Genomic DNA, 19065 nt, shown 5'->3' on the forward strand with positions numbered 1-19065 from the left:
ATTTTCAACTTTCAATTTTCAATTATGATGAGAAGGTTTACCGTATTACTGGGATTATTATTTATTGGCTTCATACTGCAAGCTCAAGAAGCGAGATTATTAAGGTTTCCGCATAGCGTGGGGAACAAGTTGGTATTTTCATACGCGGGCGATCTTTATATCGTGTCAGCCGAGGGTGGTACGGCACGTCGGTTGACGTCCCACGTGGGGTACGAGATGTTTCCCCGGATATCCCCGGACGGGAAATACATCGCTTTCACGGGACAGTATGACGGCAACACGGAAGTATTCGTGATCCCGGTAGAAGGAGGTGAGCCTCGTCGATTGACTTACACGGCTACGCTGGGGCGGGACGATTTGGGTGACCGCATGGGGCCCAATAATATCGTCATCGGGTGGACTCCCGACAGTAAGCGTATTCTCTATCGTTCCCGGAGATATACTTTCAATGACTTCACGGGACAATTATTCACGGTACCTGTCGAGGGCGGAATGTCTGAAGAGGTGCCTTTGAAAAACGGTGGTTTCGCCTCTTATTCTCCCGACGGGAAAAAACTGGCGTACAACTATATCATGCGGGAATTTCGTGCGTGGAAGCGTTATCAAGGCGGTATGGCTGATGACATACGGGTGTTTGACTTCACTACCAAGAAATCCGAAAAGATAACCGATAACGTGCGGCAGGATATCATCCCTATGTGGTCGCCCGATGGGACTACGATTTATTATATATCCGACCGGGACAACGTGATGAATCTTTACGCTTACAACGTGAGCACGAAAGAGGATAAACAACTTACCTCCTACAAGGAATATGATATAAAATTCCCGGCAATCGGGGATAAGCGTATTGTTTACGAGCAGGGCGGTTACATCTATGCTTATGACTTGCAGACGGGAAAAGAGGCTAAAGTCACGATCCGTGTAGATAACGATCAGGTATATTCCCGTCCGAAACTGACGGATGTCAGCGGACAGATTACCACCGTGGCGACTTCTCCCGGCGGGGAACGGGTGGTCGTTGCCGCTCATGGCGATATTTTTTCGCTGCCTGCCAAAACAGGAATCACCTATAACCTTACCAACTCGTCGGACGCGAATGATATGCAGGCAGGCTGGTCACCCGACGGGAAATATATCAGCTACGTGTCCGATAAAGACGGGGAATTTAATATTTATCTTCGGGATGCCGCCACGGGTAAGGAACGGAAATTAATTAAAGGATTGAAAAGCTATATCTTTAACTACAAATGGTCGCCCGACTCCAAGAAAATCATGTGGAGCGAGAAAGGGAATACCTTGAATATCTCCGACGTGGAAAGCGGCAAGCGTGAGATCGTGGGGCAATCGGGTATCCGTTCGATGACTTCTTACAATTGGTCGCCGGATAGCAAATACATTACTTACGTGCGTCCGGAAGCCGGCATGGATAATATTATCGTTTATAACGTGGCAAATGGTGAAAAGCATCAAATCACGGACGGCTGGTTCGGTTCAAGTTCACCCAACTTCAGTGACGACGGCAAATACCTCGTGTTCGTGTCGGCACGAGCCTTTTCGCCCACGTACAGCCGTACGGAATGGAATCACGTGTACAACGACATGAATAAAGTGTACGTGTTGCCGTTGGCAAAAAACGCCTCGGTGCCTTTTGCCCCGAAAAATGATGTCGTTCTGGTAGAAACGGGAACAAAAGTCAAAGATGAAAAGACCGAAGAAGCATTGGTTTACGATTTCTCGAACTTGAACAACCGCCTTGTCGAATTGCCCGTGCTTGCCTCCAATCATTATAATAACGTGCATATGCTCGGCAACCGGGTATATTACAACCGGGGCGGTCGAACCATGTACTTTGACATGGGTAGCAAGCGTGAATCCGACTTGGGTGGGTACGTGGAATTTTCTCCCGGTTACAAGAAGGCAATCGCGTTCTCCGGTTCCTCGTTCCAAGTGCTGGATGTTCCGGTCTTTTCGGCTGATGTGAATTCTCCGGTACCGACCAAAGACGTGAAAAAAGTAATCGACTACCATCAGGAATGGATGCAGATATACAACGAGAGTTGGCGACAAATGCGTGATTTCTTCTATGCCAAGAATATGCACGGGGTAGATTGGGAGCACGTGTATGAAAAATACAAGGTATTGGTACCTTACGTCAACCACCGCACGGATTTGACTTATATCATAGGAGAAATGATCGCCGAGCTGAACGTGGGACATGCTTATTCCGTCAACGGGCGGATTCCTGCCCCGGAGAGAATCAAAATGGGATTGCTGGGAGCCAAGTTCAAGAAAGACAAATCCGGCTATTTTCAAGTGACCAAGATTATCGAAGGAGCCAACTGGAATGAAGCAACCCGTTCCCCGTTGACGATGCCGGGCGTGGAAGTAAAAGAAGGGGAATATATCTTGGCTATCAACGGGAAATCGTTGAAGGACGTCGATAACCTGTTTTCCGAACTGGTTGACATGGCGGGTAAAACCGTTTCCCTGAAGGTAAACTCCGCTCCCGACGAGAAAGACGCCCGGGAAGTGCTGGTCACCCCGCTTGCCGACGAATCGAAATTATACTACTATAATTGGGTACAAAACAATATCCGCAAGGTGGCAGAAGCAACCAACGGCGAAGTGGGTTACATCCATATCCCGGACATGGGTGTTGACGGGTTAAACGAGTTCGTGAAGCACTACTATCCGCAGTTGAACAAGAAAGCTTTGATTATCGACGACCGCGGGAACGGGGGTGGTAATGTATCTCCTATGATTACCGAGCGGCTGATGCGTACCCCGACATTCTATACCATGCACACGAATCAAACTCAAGGCGCCGTGAATCCCGTGGGCACCTTCCTCGGTCCGAAAGTCTTACTGGTAAACGAATATTCGGCCTCTGACGGTGACTTGTTCCCCTATCGTTTCAAGTACAACAAATTGGGTACCGTCGTGGGACGCCGCACGTGGGGCGGAGTTGTCGGGTATAGCGGCTCCATTCGTGTCGTGGACGGCGGTTCAATCGTCACCCCCTCGTATGCCCCGTATGCCGCTGACGGCAGCGAGTTTATCATCGAGGGTAGGGGGGTATCTCCCGACGTGGACGTGGAAAACGATCCTTACTTGGAATACATGGGTGATGACGAGCAATTAAACCGGGCCATCCGAATCATACTCGAAAAACTGAAAACCGGGAAAAAAGAAATCCCGGCTATTCCCGCCTTCCCGGATAAGTCCGGGAAGAAAAAGTAGGATAAAAGGCTATTTATGTAGCCGTATACCTCGAATTTGCAACCAACTTGGATTTATTTCGTAATTTTGTAGCGTAAATTGAAAGGGAAATGAGTACAAAAGAGGTTGAGTGGGACGGAATACCCGTCCCGAGGCGGTATTGGGCAATCTTGGCGATTGCCATGGGAATCACGGTGTCCGTGTTGGACGGTACGATTGCCAACGTGGCGTTACCGTCGATTGCCGGAGATTTGGATGCCACGCCGTCAATGTCTATTTGGATCGTGAACGCGTACCAGTTGGCGATAGTAGTGTCCTTGCTCTCGCTCTCATCCTTGGGGGATATCTGGGGATACAAGCGGGTATATATTGCCGGCTTGCTGATATTCAGCGTGACCTCGCTGGTGTGCGCTCTTTCTACTTCTTTGACGCAACTGACCGTTGCCCGTGTTTTCCAAGGATTCGGGGCTGCTGCGTTGGCGAGTGTCAACACGACTCTGATTCGTATTATCTATCCCCGTCGCTTCTTGGGGCGGGGATTGGGCATAAACGCCTTGGTCGTTGCCGTGTCGGCAGCCGGGGGACCGACCATCGCCGCCGGAATCCTTTCCATTGCCTCGTGGCCGTGGTTATTTGCGATCAACGTGCCGATCGTGATCGTGGCATTGATTTTGTCGTGCAAGTTTCTTCCGTCCAATCCGGTGAAGGACTCGGGACGCACGTTCGACTGGAAGAGCGGTATCATGAATGCACTGACCTTCGGGTTGTTGATTTTCTCTATCGAGGGATTCACCCACGATATGAACTGGAAAGTATTGCTCCCGATGATTGCGGCGGTATTCGTGATCGGTTATTTTTTCGTGCGGCGGCAGTTATCGCAAACTTATCCTTTGCTGCCTGTCGATTTGTTGCGTATCCCGATATTCTCGCTTTCGGTGGGTACTTCCATTTGTTCGTTTGTTGCCCAGATGCTGGCAATGGTATCTCTGCCCTTTTTCTTGCAGCACACGCTGGGAAAGAGCGAGGTCGCTACCGGAATATTGCTTACCCCTTGGCCCTTGGCCACCATGATAGCGGCTCCTTTGGCGGGAAAACTGATCGAACGGGTTCATGCCGGGCTATTGGGCGGAATCGGTTTGTCGATATTCGCGGGAGGCTTATTCTTGTTGGCGGTTTTGGCGGATAAAGTCTCCGGGGTGGGAATTGCCTTGTTTATGGTGATGTGCGGTTTTGGTTTCGGGCTGTTCCAAACCCCCAACAACAGTATATTAATATCCTCCGCGCCGCAAAACCGGAGTGGCAGTGCCAGCGGTATGTTGGGGATGTCCCGTCTGACAGGGCAGACCACGGGAGCCTCCCTCGTGGCGTTGATGTTTGTCATGTTTCCCGTCGACGGAACTTATGCTTCCTTGTACCTTGCCGGAATATTTGCCTTCGTTGCCGCGGTGGTAAGTTTCACGCGGGTATCTTTGCCCGAACCGGAATTGTTGCGGGGAAATGCCAAGAAAAAAAGTTAACGGGATAGTTTGGGCTTCTATTTTGCTTACATTTGTGGCATGTTATAGTGGACTGCAATGAATGGAGTTGATGTATGAATAATGCAAAAAGGATTTGGAGAGCGATTGTTTTTCTGGGAATAATATTTGTCGGGATAGCCCCGCGGGCGCGTGGACAGGAACGCGACAGTACAGTCGGTTTGTCTTCGCGTAAGTTCGTTCATGGAATGAAAGCGGAGGTGCGTCCGGAGTATATTTTTCAGACACATTCTTTTTTAGAAGGTGATAATCCGGAGGGGAAACTGATCCGGGGTGCTTTCTCGTACCATTTGAAATATTTTCTCCGTTACCGTCCGGGAAGTGTTGCCGCCCGTGCTTATGGTGACGTTTATCAAGGAATAGGTTTCGGGTATTATACCTTCGGGGAACCTCGCTTGTTGGGTGACCCGTTAGCATTCTATCTGTTTCAAGGGGCTCGTGTTGCCCGCTTCTCGCCCCGGGTGTCTTTTCATTACGAGTGGAATCTGGGTTTGTCCGCGGGGTGGAAGACTTTCAACACGTACGACAATCCCTATAATAAAATCATAGGTTCGAAGGTGAATGCCTATATTAATGCTAATTTTTATTTGCGTTGGCAATTATCGCCGGGTGTGAGTCTGACTTCGGGCATTACCGTGTCGCACTTCTCCAATGGTAATACCGCGATCCCCAACGCGGGACTGAACACGATCGGCGGGAATTTCGGGGTGGAATGTAATTTCCATAGGAAAGATGATTTGAAGCCGTTGCAAGCGAATGATGTTTCTTCTTGCCGCCCCTTTCGCCGTCATGTAAGTTATGATTTTGTATTTTTCGGTTCGTGGCATAGTCAGGGAATCAAGACTGCCGACGGACTTTCGCCTTCTCCCGAATCTTACCCGGTGTTCGGGTTTAATTTTACCCCGATGTATAATGCGGGTTATAAACTGCGATTTGGTATGTCGCTTGACGGCACGTATGACGGGGGTGCGAACCTTTACACGGAGTATGACGTGTACGGGCAGATAGATAAGTCGCAGATTGTCAGACCGCCTCTTGGCGAGCAGTTCGCGTTGGGAATTTCCGGACGGGTAGAATACGTGATGCCTTTCTTCACCGTGGGAATCGGGTTGGGGACTAATTTTATCGGGAAAGGGGATTTGAGTATGTTCTACCAGATGCTCACGTTGAAAATCGCGATGTCTCAAACTTCGTTTCTGCACGTGGGATACAATCTTCGGGATTTTCATGATCCTAACTTCTTGATGCTGGGTATCGGTTTCCGGCTTAATAGTAAATCTTTCGCTTTTTAATATCTTGATTTAATGCTGTTTTCACGACAAGGAACTACCCAAGACAGTTCTGAATAGAGTATGAATAGGGTATCAATTCCGGTGCAATTCCGCTTGTAAAGTTTTTAGTAAGCTTTTAGTAAGCTATTAAAACGCTATTGTAGTATAGGGTTTTAATAGCGCTTTAATAGGGAACTAATAGCGTTTTACACGGAAATAATACGGGAGTGATGCACTATTGAAGTGTGAATAGTGCTTGTAATCAGTGTGTAATGGAAAGGTCTTCCTTTCTTGTTCTCATCGTTTCTCAGAGGTTTGGTTAGAAACACTCGGAAAAAGTAACTTGTTTTAACGAGTACGTGTTGTTATATTCATTATATTTGTTCCTGTGATATTTGAAGAAAATGCAAAGAATCTTATTGCTTAGGTTCAATGTATTGAGGGATTGTCTTATATTTTTTAAGAGGAGTTTTTATGCCATTTACTCATTTTCACGTGCATTCGCAGTATTCGATTTTGGACGGGGCGGCGAGTGTTCCGGGATTGATAGATAAAGCCATTGCTGACGGGATGCCGGCGATCTCACTGACCGACCACGGGAATATGTTCGGGGTGAAGTTATTTTACGATTTGTGCAGGAAGAAAGGAATCAAACCGGTACTGGGTGTCGAGGCTTACGTGGCACGGGTGTCGTTGTATAGCAAGGAGAAACCGGTGGACCGTTCGGGGGAACACTTGATTATTCTGGCGAAGAATCTGCAAGGGTACAAGAATCTGGTGAAACTGTGTTCCGTGGCGTTCGTGGACGGGTATTATTACCGCCCGCGTATTGATAAGGCTCTTCTGGAAAAGCACCACGAGGGGTTGATTATTTCATCCGCTTGCTTGGGAGGGGAGATTTGCCAGAAGATTATGGCGGGAGATATCGAGGGGGCTGATAAAGCGGCCTTGTGGTACAAGAATTTGGTGGGGGAGGATTATTATCTGGAGGTGATGCGTCACCCGGCAGAATCGGCGAAAGAGAGGGCGGAGGTGTACGATAATCAGGTGAGGTGTAATGCCGAGATTCTGAAGATGGGCGAAAGGTTGGGCATCAAGGTGATCGCCACGAATGACGTGCATTTCTTGAACGAGCAGGATGCCGAGGCGCACGATTTGTTGATTTGTTTGAATACCCGGAAGGATATTGATGATCCGAACCGGATGAGATATACCCGTCACGAGTGGTTCAAGACCACGGCGGAGATGCAGGCTTTGTTTCATGATATCCCGCAAGTGTTGGAGAACACGCAGGAGATCGTGGACAAAGTGGAGGAGTATAAGTTGGATTCCGACCCGTTGATGCCGGTATTCCCGATTCCCCCGGAGTTAGGAACCGAGGAGGAGTACCGTGAGAAGTTCTCGGCGCAGGACCTTTTTGACGAGTTTACCCGTAACGAGAAGGGCGAAGTCGTTTTGTCGCAGGAAGAGGCGGAGAAGAAAGTGAAGAAATTGGGTGGGATAGATCGTTTGTACCGTATCAAACTGGAGGCGGATTACTTGAAGGTGTTGGCGATGAAGGGAGCCAAAAAGCGTTACGGGGAGGAGATTCCGCCGGATATCATGGAGCGTTTGATTTTCGAGTTGCATATCATGAAAACCATGGGTTTCCCGGGTTACTTCCTGATCGTGCAGGACTTTATACAGGCGGCTCGTGATATGGGGGTGATAGTGGGACCGGGACGTGGTTCGGCGGCGGGGAGTGCCGTGGCGTATAGTTTGGGTATCACGAATATCGACCCGGTGAAGTACGATTTGCTGTTCGAGCGTTTCTTGAACCCGGATCGTATTTCATTGCCTGATATCGACGTTGACTTCGATGACGACGGTCGGCAACGGGTGTTGGAGTGGGTGACACAGAAGTACGGGGAAGATAAAGTAGCGCATATCGTTACTTTCGGTAGTATGGCCGCCAAGATGGCGATCAAGGACGTGGCGCGGGTGTTGAAGCTCGACTTGTCGGAGGCGAACCGTCTGGCGAAGATGGTTCCGGAGGCGCCGAAAATGACATTGAAGAAGGCGTACAAGGAGAATCCCGATCTGGAGAAAGAGAAAGATTCACCCAACCCGTTGGTGGCGAAGACAATTCGGTTGGCGGAGATTTTGGAAGGCTCCGTGCGGCAAACGGGGGTGCACGCTTGTGGTATTTTGATTAGTCGTGACCCGTTGACGGATCATATTCCGATTATGAACACGGAGGGCGAGAGTCTGAAAACGACGCAGTATGACGGGCATTTCGTGGAACCGATCGGGTTGATTAAGATGGACTTTTTGGGGTTGCGTACCCTTTCTATTATAAAGACGTGTTTGGATAATATCAAGAAGTCCAGACATATGACGATAGACGTGGATGCCATTTCGCTGGAAGATCCCGAAACATTCGCTTTGTTTTCGCGAGGAGATACTACCGGTCTGTTCCAGTTTGAGTCGCCGGGTATGAAGAAGCACTTGCGTGCCTTGAAGCCGAACCGTTTCGAGGATTTGGTGGCGATGAATGCCTTGTATCGCCCGGGTCCGATGGAGTATATCCCCGATTTTATTAAGCGTAAGCACGGGGAAGCTCCGATCGAGTACGACCACCCGATGATGGAACCTTACTTGAAGGACACGTACGGGATTACGGTGTATCAGGAGCAGGTGATGTTGCAGTCCCGTGCTCTCGGTAATTTTACCCGAGGTATGTCGGATACTTTGCGTAAGGCGATGGGTAAGAAACAGATCGACACGATGAATGCTTTGAAGGCGCAATTCCTTGACGGGTGTAACGCTAATCCCGAGTTCGTGAAAGGCGCGAAGGAAGTGGGCAAGGAGGTCAAACCGCTGGTGGAGAAGATATGGGGTGACTGGGAGGCTTTCGCTTCTTACGCGTTCAACAAGTCGCACTCGGTTTGCTACGCTTATATCGCTTACCAGACGGGATTTTTGAAAGCGCACTACCCGTCGGAGTTTATGGCTGCCAACTTGAGTTGTAACCTGTCGGATATCACGAAGGTGACGATTTTTATGGACGAGTGCAAGCGCATGGGATTAAAGGTGTTGGCGCCGGACGTGAACGAGTCGGACAATGATTTCACGGTGAACCATAACGGGGATATCCGTTTCGGTATGGCGGCAATCAAAGGCGTGGGACTGGCAGCCGTGGATTCGATTATCGAGGAGCGGACGAAAGGAGGCGAGTTTAAGGATTTGTTCGATTTCTTCGAGCGGGTGGATTACCGGACGGTGAACAAGAAGACGCTTGAAAACCTGATTACAGCCGGGGGATTGGACAGTTTCGGGTTGGACCGGTCACAGTATTTTTATATGCCGGACGGTCACACGACTTTTCTGGAAAATCTGGTGAATTTCGGGCAAAAGAAGCAACAGGATAGCATGTTGATGCAGGCGACGTTGTTCGGGGGAATGGACGAGTACGACGTGAAGAAACCGACCATCCCGTTGTGCGAGCCGTGGACGGACGTGGAAAAGGCGCGTAAGGAGAAGGAATTGATAGGTATATACCTAACTTCTCATCCCTTGGATTCGTATAAGTTGGAGATAAACGCGATTTGCACGCCGCTGGATAGTTTGACGGATTTGTCGCCTTTCAAGGACAGGGACGTGACGATAGCGGGCATTATCGTGAATATGCGGATAGGGAAAACGAAGAAAGGGAATGATTTCGGGATACTGACGATCGAGGATTTTACCGGAACTTTCGAGTTGCCGTTTTTCGGGGAGGATTTTATCAAGTTCAGAAACTATTTTATCATGGAAACGGCAGTATATATAAAAGGCAGGGTACAGGTGAAGAAGTGGGGCGGAGCCGGGGAGCTGACGTTTAACGTGGTGAGCATGGATTTGCTGAGCGTAATTAGCGAGAATCTGATTCGCTCGATCACTTTGCAGGTGGACGTGGAGAAGTTGACGCACGAGATCGTGACAGAGTTACACAATCAGTTCGTGAACGAGCAGGGAGATTTGCCATTAAGTTTTGTGTTGTATGATAATTCAGGGCATCGGGTGAAGATGTTTTCAAGGACTTGTAAGATAGGACGTTCAAGAGAATTGTACGAATATTTCGAGAATAATGATGCTATTAAAATGAAAATTAATTAATTTCGCCGTGTCGAAGCGTTGGATTTTACGCGAGTATTCTCCAACGCTTTTAGCATGAAAATATTATTATAAACTTTAAAGATAGAAGTATGGCTATTGCAGTTAATGATTCAAATTTCGAGGAAGTTGTGCTGAAAGCAGAGGTTCCCGTGTTAGTAGATTTCTGGGCAGAATGGTGTGGACCATGTAAAATGATGTTGCCTATCGTTGAGGAAATCTCTAAAGAGTTCGAGGGTAAAATAGTAGTTGCTAAGGTGAACGTGGACGAAAGTTCAGCTTCTGCTAAATATGGTATCCGTAACATCCCGACAATTCTTTTCTTTAAGGGTGGTCAGGTTGCAGACAAGCAAGTTGGTGCAGTACCTAAAGCTACATTGGTGGACAAAATCAATAAATTGCTTTAATGAGATATTAAAACCGCTGAAAGGCGGTTTTTTTATTGGAGATTTATGATTTACGATTTATGATCTTGGTGGATTGTTACTTATAGGGTTGTTTTTAATAAAGTATATATCCTGCGATTCCTGCCAAAACGATCATGAGGATCGGGTCCATTTTGAATTTGAAGGTGGCAAGGAAGGCTATGGCGAAGATGATATAGCTTTTGTAGTCTATGAAGTTTTGTTTGTTCATGAGTAACAGGGCAGCGGCACCGATCAGACCGAGAACGGTGGTTTTCAGTCCTGTCATTGCCCAGTCGACGTATTTGTTTTGCCGGAATATGAAGAAGAATTTGGAGATGGTGATCATGATGAATAACGACGGCAGGCTGACCGCAATCGTGCATATTGCCGAACCCCAGATGCTTCCCGTCGCGGTGTAGCCGATGTATGTGGCGGTATTGAAGGCGATAGGACCCGGAGTGCTTTGGGATATGGCAACGATGTCCGTGAAGTCCGCGACACTGATCCATTGGTGTGTTTCTACCACGTCGTGTTGTATCAGGGACAGCATGGCATAGCCTCCCCCGAAACCGAACAGGCCGATTTTGAAGAAGGTGATGAATAGGCTGATATATAGTTCTAGGTTTTCCATGTAATCAGTTCGTAAGGTTCATAAAGTTTATAAGGTTTGTAAAGTTTTTCATTTTTTTTTATAAATTTTCCGTACGCGATGCCTCCCGCGATGGCGGCGATGATGATATATATGGGCGATACTCCTGTTTGCCACACGATAAGGGCGGCAAGGGTAGGGATGATGACGGTTTTGCGGGTGATTCCGGCAGATTTTCCCATTTGGTAGAGAGGTGCGGCGATGAGGGCTACCACGGCGGGACGTATTCCCTTGAATACTCTTTCTACACCGGGGTTATCCTTGAAGTCTGTAAAGATCATGGCAATGAGCAGGATCACGATAAAGGAGGGTAGTATGGTACCGAGGCTGGAAAAGATGACACCTTTTACCCCCCGTGCCTTGTACCCGACGAAGATTGCCGTGTTGAGGGCTATTGGACCGGGGGCTGATTGGGCGATGGCGAGCATTTCGACAAATTCACTCTCTTTCAGCCACGCCTTTTTCTCCACGACCTCTTTCTGGATTAGAGGGATCATGGCATAACCGCCTCCAAGGGTGAAGGAACCGATCTTGAAAAATGATATGAATATTTGCCAGTATGAAGCCATAATTTGTATTAAATATCTGTCGCGAAGATACGATAATCCCGTCTAAATTTCTTAATATTGTGGTATCGAAATAGCGTAGCGGAGTGAAATATATGCGGAAAAGTACAAAGAGGAAATTAATTGTCGTGTCAGGCCTTTTGCTGGGGTTCAGTTTGGTCGTGTGGCTCGGTGTTTTCCGCAACTTGGGGAAGTTTAATACCCTGCAAGCGGTGCCCGCGGATGCGGTTTTTAAGGTGAATATTCGTTCCGTGAATAGTGTTCATGAACGTTTGCGGAGGAATTTTATCTGGCGCTCGTTGAAGAGCTATCCGTATTTCGAGGAGTATCATTCGGATTTACAGTATATAGATTCTTTGGCGAATAGTTACCCGAAGATGAAGCGTATCGTGACGGATCGTCCCGTGACCATATCCTGTCATCAGGTGGCGCTGAATGATTACGATCTCTTGTATGTTTGTGATTTGGGTAAACTGAACGTGATTCGCCTGTTTGAATCGTGGTTGCTTGCGCTCGTTGAAGATGATGAAATACGGGTGAAACGGTTCAAGGACCCGAACGGGGAGATTCGGGAATTGACTTGGGCGGATTTGCAGTTTTATTTCACGATCAAAGATAATCTGTTGATAGCCTCGTTGTCCCGTTCTTTGGTTTCCCGTTCGCTTGCCCGTTGTAAGATAAAGAAGAATACCGGGATGGTGGCGGCATCGGGCGATATGATTCTGGATATCGATCATCGTCAATTGGGAAAATGGATTGCCTCGGTTATGGAAAAATCCGCGGTGGTAAACGAGGTCGCTTTATTGAAGAATACCCGGTTGATGTTGCAGTTGAATGATAAAAATCTGCGTTTCACGGGGGAAACGAATCCCGACTCAAGTAGCTTTTCGTTGCTGGATGTGGTGAATTCTCTCGAGGGCGGAACTTCTTCCGTGAAGAATATTGCGGGCGAGAATACGGCGGCTTATATCTCTTTCTGTTTCCCTTCGTTCGAGAAGGTGGAGTCTTTGTTGTTGGAGAATTACAAGACAAATAATCCGCAGTCTTACGCGGAGATCACGAAATCTTTGGAGAGGATGAATAAATGGTTGGGGGTGGATGTGTTGGATTTGTTTTCTTCATGGATAGGGAACGAGGTGACGATCATTAAGCCTCGTTTGGAAAGCGGGCAACGGGCGGATAATATCGTGTTGGCTGTCCGGGGGAAAGATATTGATCTGGCGAAAGATCAGTTGGCTTATCTGGCGGAACAGATTCAGCGAACGACTCCCGTGAAGGAACGGGTGATTGAATATAACGGGCACACCATTCATTATTTCCGTTTGAAGGGTTTCTTCAATCTCTTTTTCGGGGGGATGTTTGATAGGTTCGAGCGACCTTATTATACTTTTCTGGAAGATTACGTTGTTTTCAGTAATTCCCCGGAGACGCTTACCGAGATGATCAAGGAATACGTGTTGGGAAACACGCTGTCCCGTGACGAGAAGTATTTGCAGACGATGGAAAGTCTGGGGAGCAGGAATAACGTGTTCGGGTACGTGCAGGCTCCGAATACATACGAGTATTTGTACGGTTCTTTTAAAGCGGATTCCCGGGATGAGCTGGAGAAGAACAAGGGGGCGTTTTTGAGTTTCGAGACGGTGGGGCTTGCTCTATCCAAGAATGGAGATGCTTTTAAGACACAAATTGTGGCAAATTATAATGCCAAGGCTCCCGAGGAGTATCGTATGCGGGAGTTGAACCGGCAGTTCGAGAATCAGATTGATCAGATAGAAGCGGGGTTTTATTATCCTGTCGTGCCGGATAGTATCGCGATTGGTTCCCGGGAATATTACGAGTATTCAACTGATAAAGTGCTTTTTCGCGGGGCATTGAAGGACGGGTATCCGGACGGGGTATGGTGCGTGTTTGACAAAGCGGGCAAGTTGATCGGGCAGTTGCCTTACAGCACGGGCAAGATTGACGGGGTAGCACCCTTCTTTTACGAGAACGGCGAGTTGTTGGCGCAAGTGAGTTACAAGAAAGGGGAGATTAGTTATTATAAGGAATTTTTTCCGGACGGAACGGTACGGGCGGAAATCGGATTCCGGAAGGGCGTACGGCACGGGGAAGCCAAGTTCTATTACGGCACGGGACATTTGTGGTGCGAGGGACGTTATAAGAAAGGGCTGCATGCCGGAAAATGGCGTTACTATAAGGTGACGGGGGAGACGATTTATGATTTATGATTTAGTGATTGACGATTCTGAGATTTTCTTCATTCTTAGATTTTTCTTAGTAAGTTCACCAGTGAATCTCTCACTTGTGTGAAGTGAGGCATGTTTTCGGGTGAAACGGGTTCTTTCGGAGGAGAACTCATTTTCAACGGATTGATGGGGGTTCCGTTTTTGTACACCCGGAAATCCAAGTGAGGACCGGTGGCAAGTCCGGTGGCTCCGACGTAACCGATGGTTTCACCTTGTTTTACGCGTTTGCCGGGTTGAATGCCTTTGGCGAATTTGGATAGGTGCATGTAAGTGGTGGAGTAGACACTATTGTGTTTTATGGTCACATAGTTGCCGCCGCCGTTTGCCTGATATGCTTTTTTCACGACAACCCCGTCGCCGATGGTGTACACTTCCGTTCCCGTGGGGGCTGCATAATCCACGCCGTGATGTGCCCTGTATCTTTTCAGCACGGGATGAAAACGGTTGTTGGAGAATCCCGAGGATATACGGGAGTATTTTAACGGGGCTTTTAAAAAGGTTTTCTGCAAGCTGTTGCCTTCTTCGTCAAAATAGGAAAATTTGTCGTTTTGCTCGAAGGGGATAGCGTAGAAGTCTTTGCCGGTGTTCGTGAAAATCGCCGCTTTGACATTGAAGTCACGTAGAGGTTTGTCCTCGACGTACGATTGCTCGTATATAACCCGTATCGAATCGCCCTTCGCCAAGCCGAAGAAGTCGATAGACCAAGCGTATATTTCAGATAACGTGATCGCTAAAGTGGGGTCGGTGTTTGCTTCAACCATGGCATTCCATAAAGAAGAGGTTATACCTACTTTGGCAGTGTGTTCTTTTTTTACCACGTCTTTTTGTCCCACGTACACTTCCGATGTTTCTTTGAAGTCGATCACCACGTATTCGAGGGCGTTCTTCTCGTATATAAAGAACTCGGGGGTGCGAAGACTGTCTTTAGCGAGGAAAAGAGTATAGTTTTGACCCCGTTTGATACTTCTCACGTCAAAAACATCTTTACAGCGTTGCGCAATCTCGTGTATTTTGGCAGGGGATACCTTGTACCTTGCGAGGATGAGAGAAAGGTTCTGGTTTTTCTCCACTACACCTTCCGCTATCTCGAAATTATCGGAGGGGATGCCGTATTTATAATGTACTTGCTGTAACTCTGTCGTGTCCACGACTTCGTCAACAGCGTTGGCTTCCAGTATCGCTTCTTTATTTCCTTTGTTACTCGGCCAAAAAATGACAATCCCCAGTACAAGGCCTATGGCTGCCCAAATCCAAATCCATTTCGTCTTTTTCATCTTCTTTTCTTACATCCGGTTAATCGCGTCGATTCAGGCTTGCAAGTTAGGTGATTTGCTTTTAACCTGCAACAGAGTGGTTCTTTTTTTATCCACATGTTGTCGTTTGTGAAAACTTTCTTAATGTTGTTATTAACAAAACGTTAAAGTTGATTTTTTATTGTTGATGCGATTTGTAATTTATTACTTTTGAGGTGATGGAATGTCAAAAAGTGTTTTTATAATGACGTGAAGAAGATTTAGGAGAGAAAAGGGTAATATTGTATTAACCAGTTGTTTGAATGGTTGGGAAATCTTAAAGTTTTCATAAAATTGATTTTGGAATAACACTAAATCAATTCTGAAACGTCTATTTATAAAGTTTGCAAAAGTGTTGTTGTAAGAGCATATTAATTTTAATAACAAATTTATGGAAGAGCCAATTGTAAAAGTCGAACACTTGTCACATCGCTACAGCATTCAATGGGCGGTACGCGACATTAGTTTCGAGATTCCTGTACGGGGAATTTATGGTTTGCTGGGATCGAACGGTGCCGGTAAATCAACCACGATGAACATTATTTGCGGTGTTATCAAACAAACGGAAGGTAATGTTTTTATCAGCGGGATTGACACCCGTAAACATCCGGTGGATGCTAAACGTCATATCGGTTTCTTACCCCAGAAGCCCCCTTTATACGGTGACTTAACTGTAGAAGAATATTTACTTCATTGTGCCAGATTGCGCTGGGTTCCGGATAGTGAACTTAAATCTGCTGTAGAGGAAGTTTTAGCACGATGTGGTATCACTCATTTCCGCAAGCGTTTGATTAAGAATTTGTCTGGTGGTTATCAACAACGTGTTGGTATCGCTCAGGCGATTGTTCATAAACCTGCTCTAGTCGTGTTTGACGAGCCGACGAATGGGTTGGACCCGAACCAGATTATGGAGATTCGTCATTTGATCAAGGATATCGCGCAGGATCGTACGGTAATTCTTTCCACGCATATTTTGACCGAGGTGCAAGCCGTTTGCGATCATATTATGATGATCGAGGAAGGAAAGCTCGTGTTCATGGGATCCGTTGATGAGTTTGACAATTATATTATCCCGAATACCCTTTATCTTTCCATGGTTGATCCTCCGGCAACGGAAGAACTTGCCAAGATTGAAGGCGTACTGGGCGTGGAAGAATTGGGTAGCATGAAATTCCGTATTCGTTTCACGGAAGCGCAAGAGGTTATTGATCGTATCGTGAAGGAGAGCGCCGCTAAAGACTGGCGTCTATCCGAGATTCGGGTAGAGAAGAGCTCTCTGGATAGTATATTCGCGGAATTGTCTAAAAAAGCACATTAAATAATCAGGTTATGTTTAAAATGATATATAATATTGCGAGAACGGAATTGCAAATGTTATTCTATTCTCCTGTTGCATGGTTGATCTTGGTCGTGTTCGGCATACAGGCTGGTTTGATTTTTGCCGGTAAGATCGAGGGATTGGTAGTTTCTCAAGAAATGGGATATAGCGTCGCGGGAGCCACGTTTAATATCTTCGCTAATCCTTGGGGAGCCGTCTTTGTAAATATGCAGAATTACTTGTATTTTTATATTCCTCTTTTGACCATGAGTTTGGTCAGCAAGGAATTGAGTAGTGGTTCTATTCGTTTGTTGTATTCTTCTCCGATTACCAATCTGCAGATTATCGTGGGTAAGTTCGTGTCCATGATGATTTACGGGCTTTTCATGATCGGTATTCTTCTTTTAATCACGCTTTGTAGCTGGTCTGTTATTAAAGATTTCGATTGGCCAATGGTGTTTGTCGGATTGTTGGGATTGTACCTGTTGATCTGTGCTTACGCGGCTATCGGTATTTTTATGTCCAGTTTGACTTCATACCAGATCGTGGCGGCTATCGGAACGTTTGCCGTGTTGATGGTGTTGAGTATGATTGGGGACTGGTGGCAAGAGTATGATTTCGTTCGCGATGTGACCTATTGGTTGGCTATGCCGGGTCGAAGCGGTAAGTTTATCGCCGGGTTGATTTGTAGTGAAGATTTACTTTATTTCATCCTTGTAGTTTGTTTGTTCCTTGCGTTGACGATTATCCGTTTGAACGCGGTACGTCAAAAGATTCGTTTCGTGATCACGTTGGGAAGAAATGTTGGTGTTATTCTTTTGGTTTGTGTCCTTGGATTTATCACTTCCATGCCGAAAATGAAGGTTTATTATGATGCAACCGCAACTAAAATGAATACGTTGACCCCGAATAGCCAAGAGATCGTGGCTAAATTGGACGGTGGAATGACTATCACCACGTATATTAATGCGCTTGATCCGGGTGCTTCGTGGTATGCCGCTTTCTATTCCTGAAACCGGATATGGATCGTTTCGAACAATATCTGCGGTTCAAACCGGATATGAAGTTGAAATACGTGTATTATTATGACACGTGCGCGAATCCTCAGTTGGACAGACGTTTCCCGGATAAGAACCTTCGCGAGAAGATGGTTGAGGTTTGTAAGATGTATGGTTTGGATTCCAACAGATTCATGGGACCGGAAGAGATTCGTAAGAAAATCGATTTGTCCGGAGAAGGGAATACTTTCGTTCGTCAAATCGTTCGCGATAACGGAGAAAAAGCTTGGTTACGAATTTATAACGATATGCAACGTTTCCCGAGTGAACGAGAGATTTCTGCCGCTTTCAAACGGATGGTGATGGAACTCCCGAAAGTGGGTATCGTGCAGGGACATGGGGAACGTAGTTTCTATGGTGGCAAAGACCGGGATTACAGTGCGTTCGCGGACGATAAAAGTTTCCGTCATTCTTTGTTAAATCAAGGGTTTGACGTGGAAGAAGTTCGTTTGGACAAACAAGTGCCGGAACATATCAATATCGTGGTGATTTCCGATATGCGCGAGTGGTTGACTCCTGCGGAGGAAGCTAATTTGCAACAGTATATCGACCGCGGTGGTAATTTGTTTATCTTGGGAGAACCGAAACGTAGGGACGTGATGAACCCGCTCTTCGCGAAATTCGGTTTCGAGATGACAGAGGGCGTTCTGGTTAAACAGGATACGAATCTGCAAGCTGACGTGATTTTGTCTTACCCGACGAAAGAGGCGGCTGACAGTATCGCTTATGATTTCGGAACGATGCGTAGATATAGAATGGTGATGTCTACCCCGAGTGTAGCCGGATTGGAGCAAATCGCGGATAAGGGATACAAGGTTACGACCATGTTCAAGACGGATACCATTGGTGTTTGGAACGAATTGGAAACCACGGACTTTATCGACGACACGATTCGTTTGAATCCTGCTATCGGAGAAGTAGAGAAAACCTATTCTACGGCTGTGGCATTATCAAGAAAAGTTGGGGATAAAGAACAAAAAATTATCTTGACGGGTGATGCGGACTGTATCAGTAACGGTGAGTTCGGAAGACGAGTTCCGACCGCGCGTACTTCTAACTATACTTTGGTAACGGGAGGATTCTTCTGGTTGTCGGATGGAGAGGTGCCTATCGACGTGAGACGTCCGCCGCTACCGGATGATAAGGTATATGTTGCGAAAACGGGAGCTTGGATTATCAAGTGGTCGTTTACTCTCTTGATACCCTTGCTTTTGGCTGCTGCTGGAGTTCTTATCTGGATTCGCAGAAAAGGAAGATAGTATGATTTCCGATTTTAGATTTATGATTTTAGATTTAAAATGGAAAAGATAAGAGAATTTGAAAATGTGGATATGTAATGATTCACATTTTCAATTCTCAATTTTCAA

General features: G+C 46.8%; 12 protein-coding genes. 9 read left to right on the forward strand and 3 right to left on the reverse strand.

From position 1 onward, the window contains the following. Window positions 1–24: 24 nt before the first annotated feature. The 5 genes from L0M98_RS06105 (at window position 25) to trxA (ending at window position 10569) form a co-directional block, all read left to right on the forward strand. The gene (locus L0M98_RS06105) at window positions 25–3243 is read left to right on the forward strand and encodes a S41 family peptidase (RefSeq protein ID WP_410492080.1); all 3219 of its coding nucleotides are present in this window, start codon (window positions 25–27) and stop codon (window positions 3241–3243) included. An 89-nt stretch (window positions 3244–3332) separates the two neighbouring features. Continuing rightward, window positions 3333–4739 carry an MFS transporter gene (locus tag L0M98_RS06110; protein WP_227216557.1) on the forward strand — a complete coding sequence of 469 codons (1407 nt, stop codon included), beginning with the start codon at window positions 3333–3335 and terminating at the stop codon, window positions 4737–4739. A 74-nt stretch (window positions 4740–4813) separates the two neighbouring features. Further along, a complete protein-coding gene (locus L0M98_RS06115; protein WP_227216559.1) occupies window positions 4814–6049 on the forward strand; it encodes an acyloxyacyl hydrolase in 1236 nt (411 codons plus the stop codon). A gap of 453 nt (window positions 6050–6502) precedes the next feature. Beyond that, window positions 6503–10165: a DNA polymerase III subunit alpha gene (gene dnaE / locus L0M98_RS06120; protein ID WP_227216560.1), complete on the forward strand. Its 3663-nt coding sequence runs from the start codon at window positions 6503–6505 to the stop codon at window positions 10163–10165. A gap of 89 nt (window positions 10166–10254) precedes the next feature. Continuing rightward, entirely contained in the window at window positions 10255–10569 is a 315-nt protein-coding gene (trxA, locus tag L0M98_RS06125) for a thioredoxin (protein WP_099291530.1), read from the forward strand. Window positions 10570–10663: 94 nt separating this feature from the next. On the opposite strand, the gene L0M98_RS06130 is transcribed toward trxA, so the two are convergent. Together L0M98_RS06130 and L0M98_RS06135 are read right to left on the reverse strand one after the other, a co-directional pair. Next, the gene (locus L0M98_RS06130; RefSeq protein ID WP_227216562.1) at window positions 10664–11200 is read right to left on the reverse strand and encodes a chromate transporter; all 537 of its coding nucleotides are present in this window, start codon (window positions 11198–11200) and stop codon (window positions 10664–10666) included. Beyond that, window positions 11188–11787, reverse strand: coding sequence for a chromate transporter (locus L0M98_RS06135; protein ID WP_227216564.1), 600 nt, complete (start codon window positions 11785–11787; stop codon window positions 11188–11190). Before L0M98_RS06135 ends, L0M98_RS06130 begins: the two co-directional genes overlap by 13 nt. A 92-nt stretch (window positions 11788–11879) precedes the next feature. Between L0M98_RS06135 and L0M98_RS06140 the strand changes: the two genes are divergently transcribed. Continuing rightward, on the forward strand, window positions 11880–14012 hold the full coding sequence (locus L0M98_RS06140) for a DUF3352 domain-containing protein (RefSeq protein WP_227216565.1): 2133 nt from the start codon (window positions 11880–11882) through the stop codon (window positions 14010–14012). A gap of 35 nt (window positions 14013–14047) precedes the next feature. On the opposite strand, the gene L0M98_RS06145 is transcribed toward L0M98_RS06140, so the two are convergent. After that, window positions 14048–15304 carry a M23 family metallopeptidase gene (locus L0M98_RS06145; RefSeq protein WP_099291533.1) on the reverse strand — a complete coding sequence of 419 codons (1257 nt, stop codon included), beginning with the start codon at window positions 15302–15304 and terminating at the stop codon, window positions 14048–14050. 409 nt (window positions 15305–15713) lie between these two features. Here L0M98_RS06145 and L0M98_RS06150 point away from each other — a divergent pair, with 409 nt between their 5' ends. From L0M98_RS06150 to L0M98_RS22665, 3 genes are read left to right on the forward strand one after another with little or no spacing between them, the layout of a single operon-like run. Continuing rightward, entirely contained in the window at window positions 15714–16640 is a 927-nt protein-coding gene (locus L0M98_RS06150) for an ABC transporter ATP-binding protein (RefSeq protein WP_227216567.1), read from the forward strand. Between the two features lie 11 nt (window positions 16641–16651). Continuing rightward, window positions 16652–17653, forward strand: coding sequence for an ABC transporter permease (locus L0M98_RS22660; RefSeq protein WP_317198045.1), 1002 nt, complete (start codon window positions 16652–16654; stop codon window positions 17651–17653). A gap of 8 nt (window positions 17654–17661) precedes the next feature. Continuing rightward, window positions 17662–18957, forward strand: a complete 1296-nt coding sequence (locus L0M98_RS22665) for a Gldg family protein (protein WP_317198046.1) — start codon at window positions 17662–17664, stop codon at window positions 18955–18957. Window positions 18958–19065 lie beyond the last annotated feature (108 nt).

The organism is Butyricimonas sp. DFI.6.44 (assembly GCF_022132345.1).
In the GTDB taxonomy this organism is placed as follows: domain Bacteria; phylum Bacteroidota; class Bacteroidia; order Bacteroidales; family Marinifilaceae; genus Butyricimonas; species Butyricimonas muris.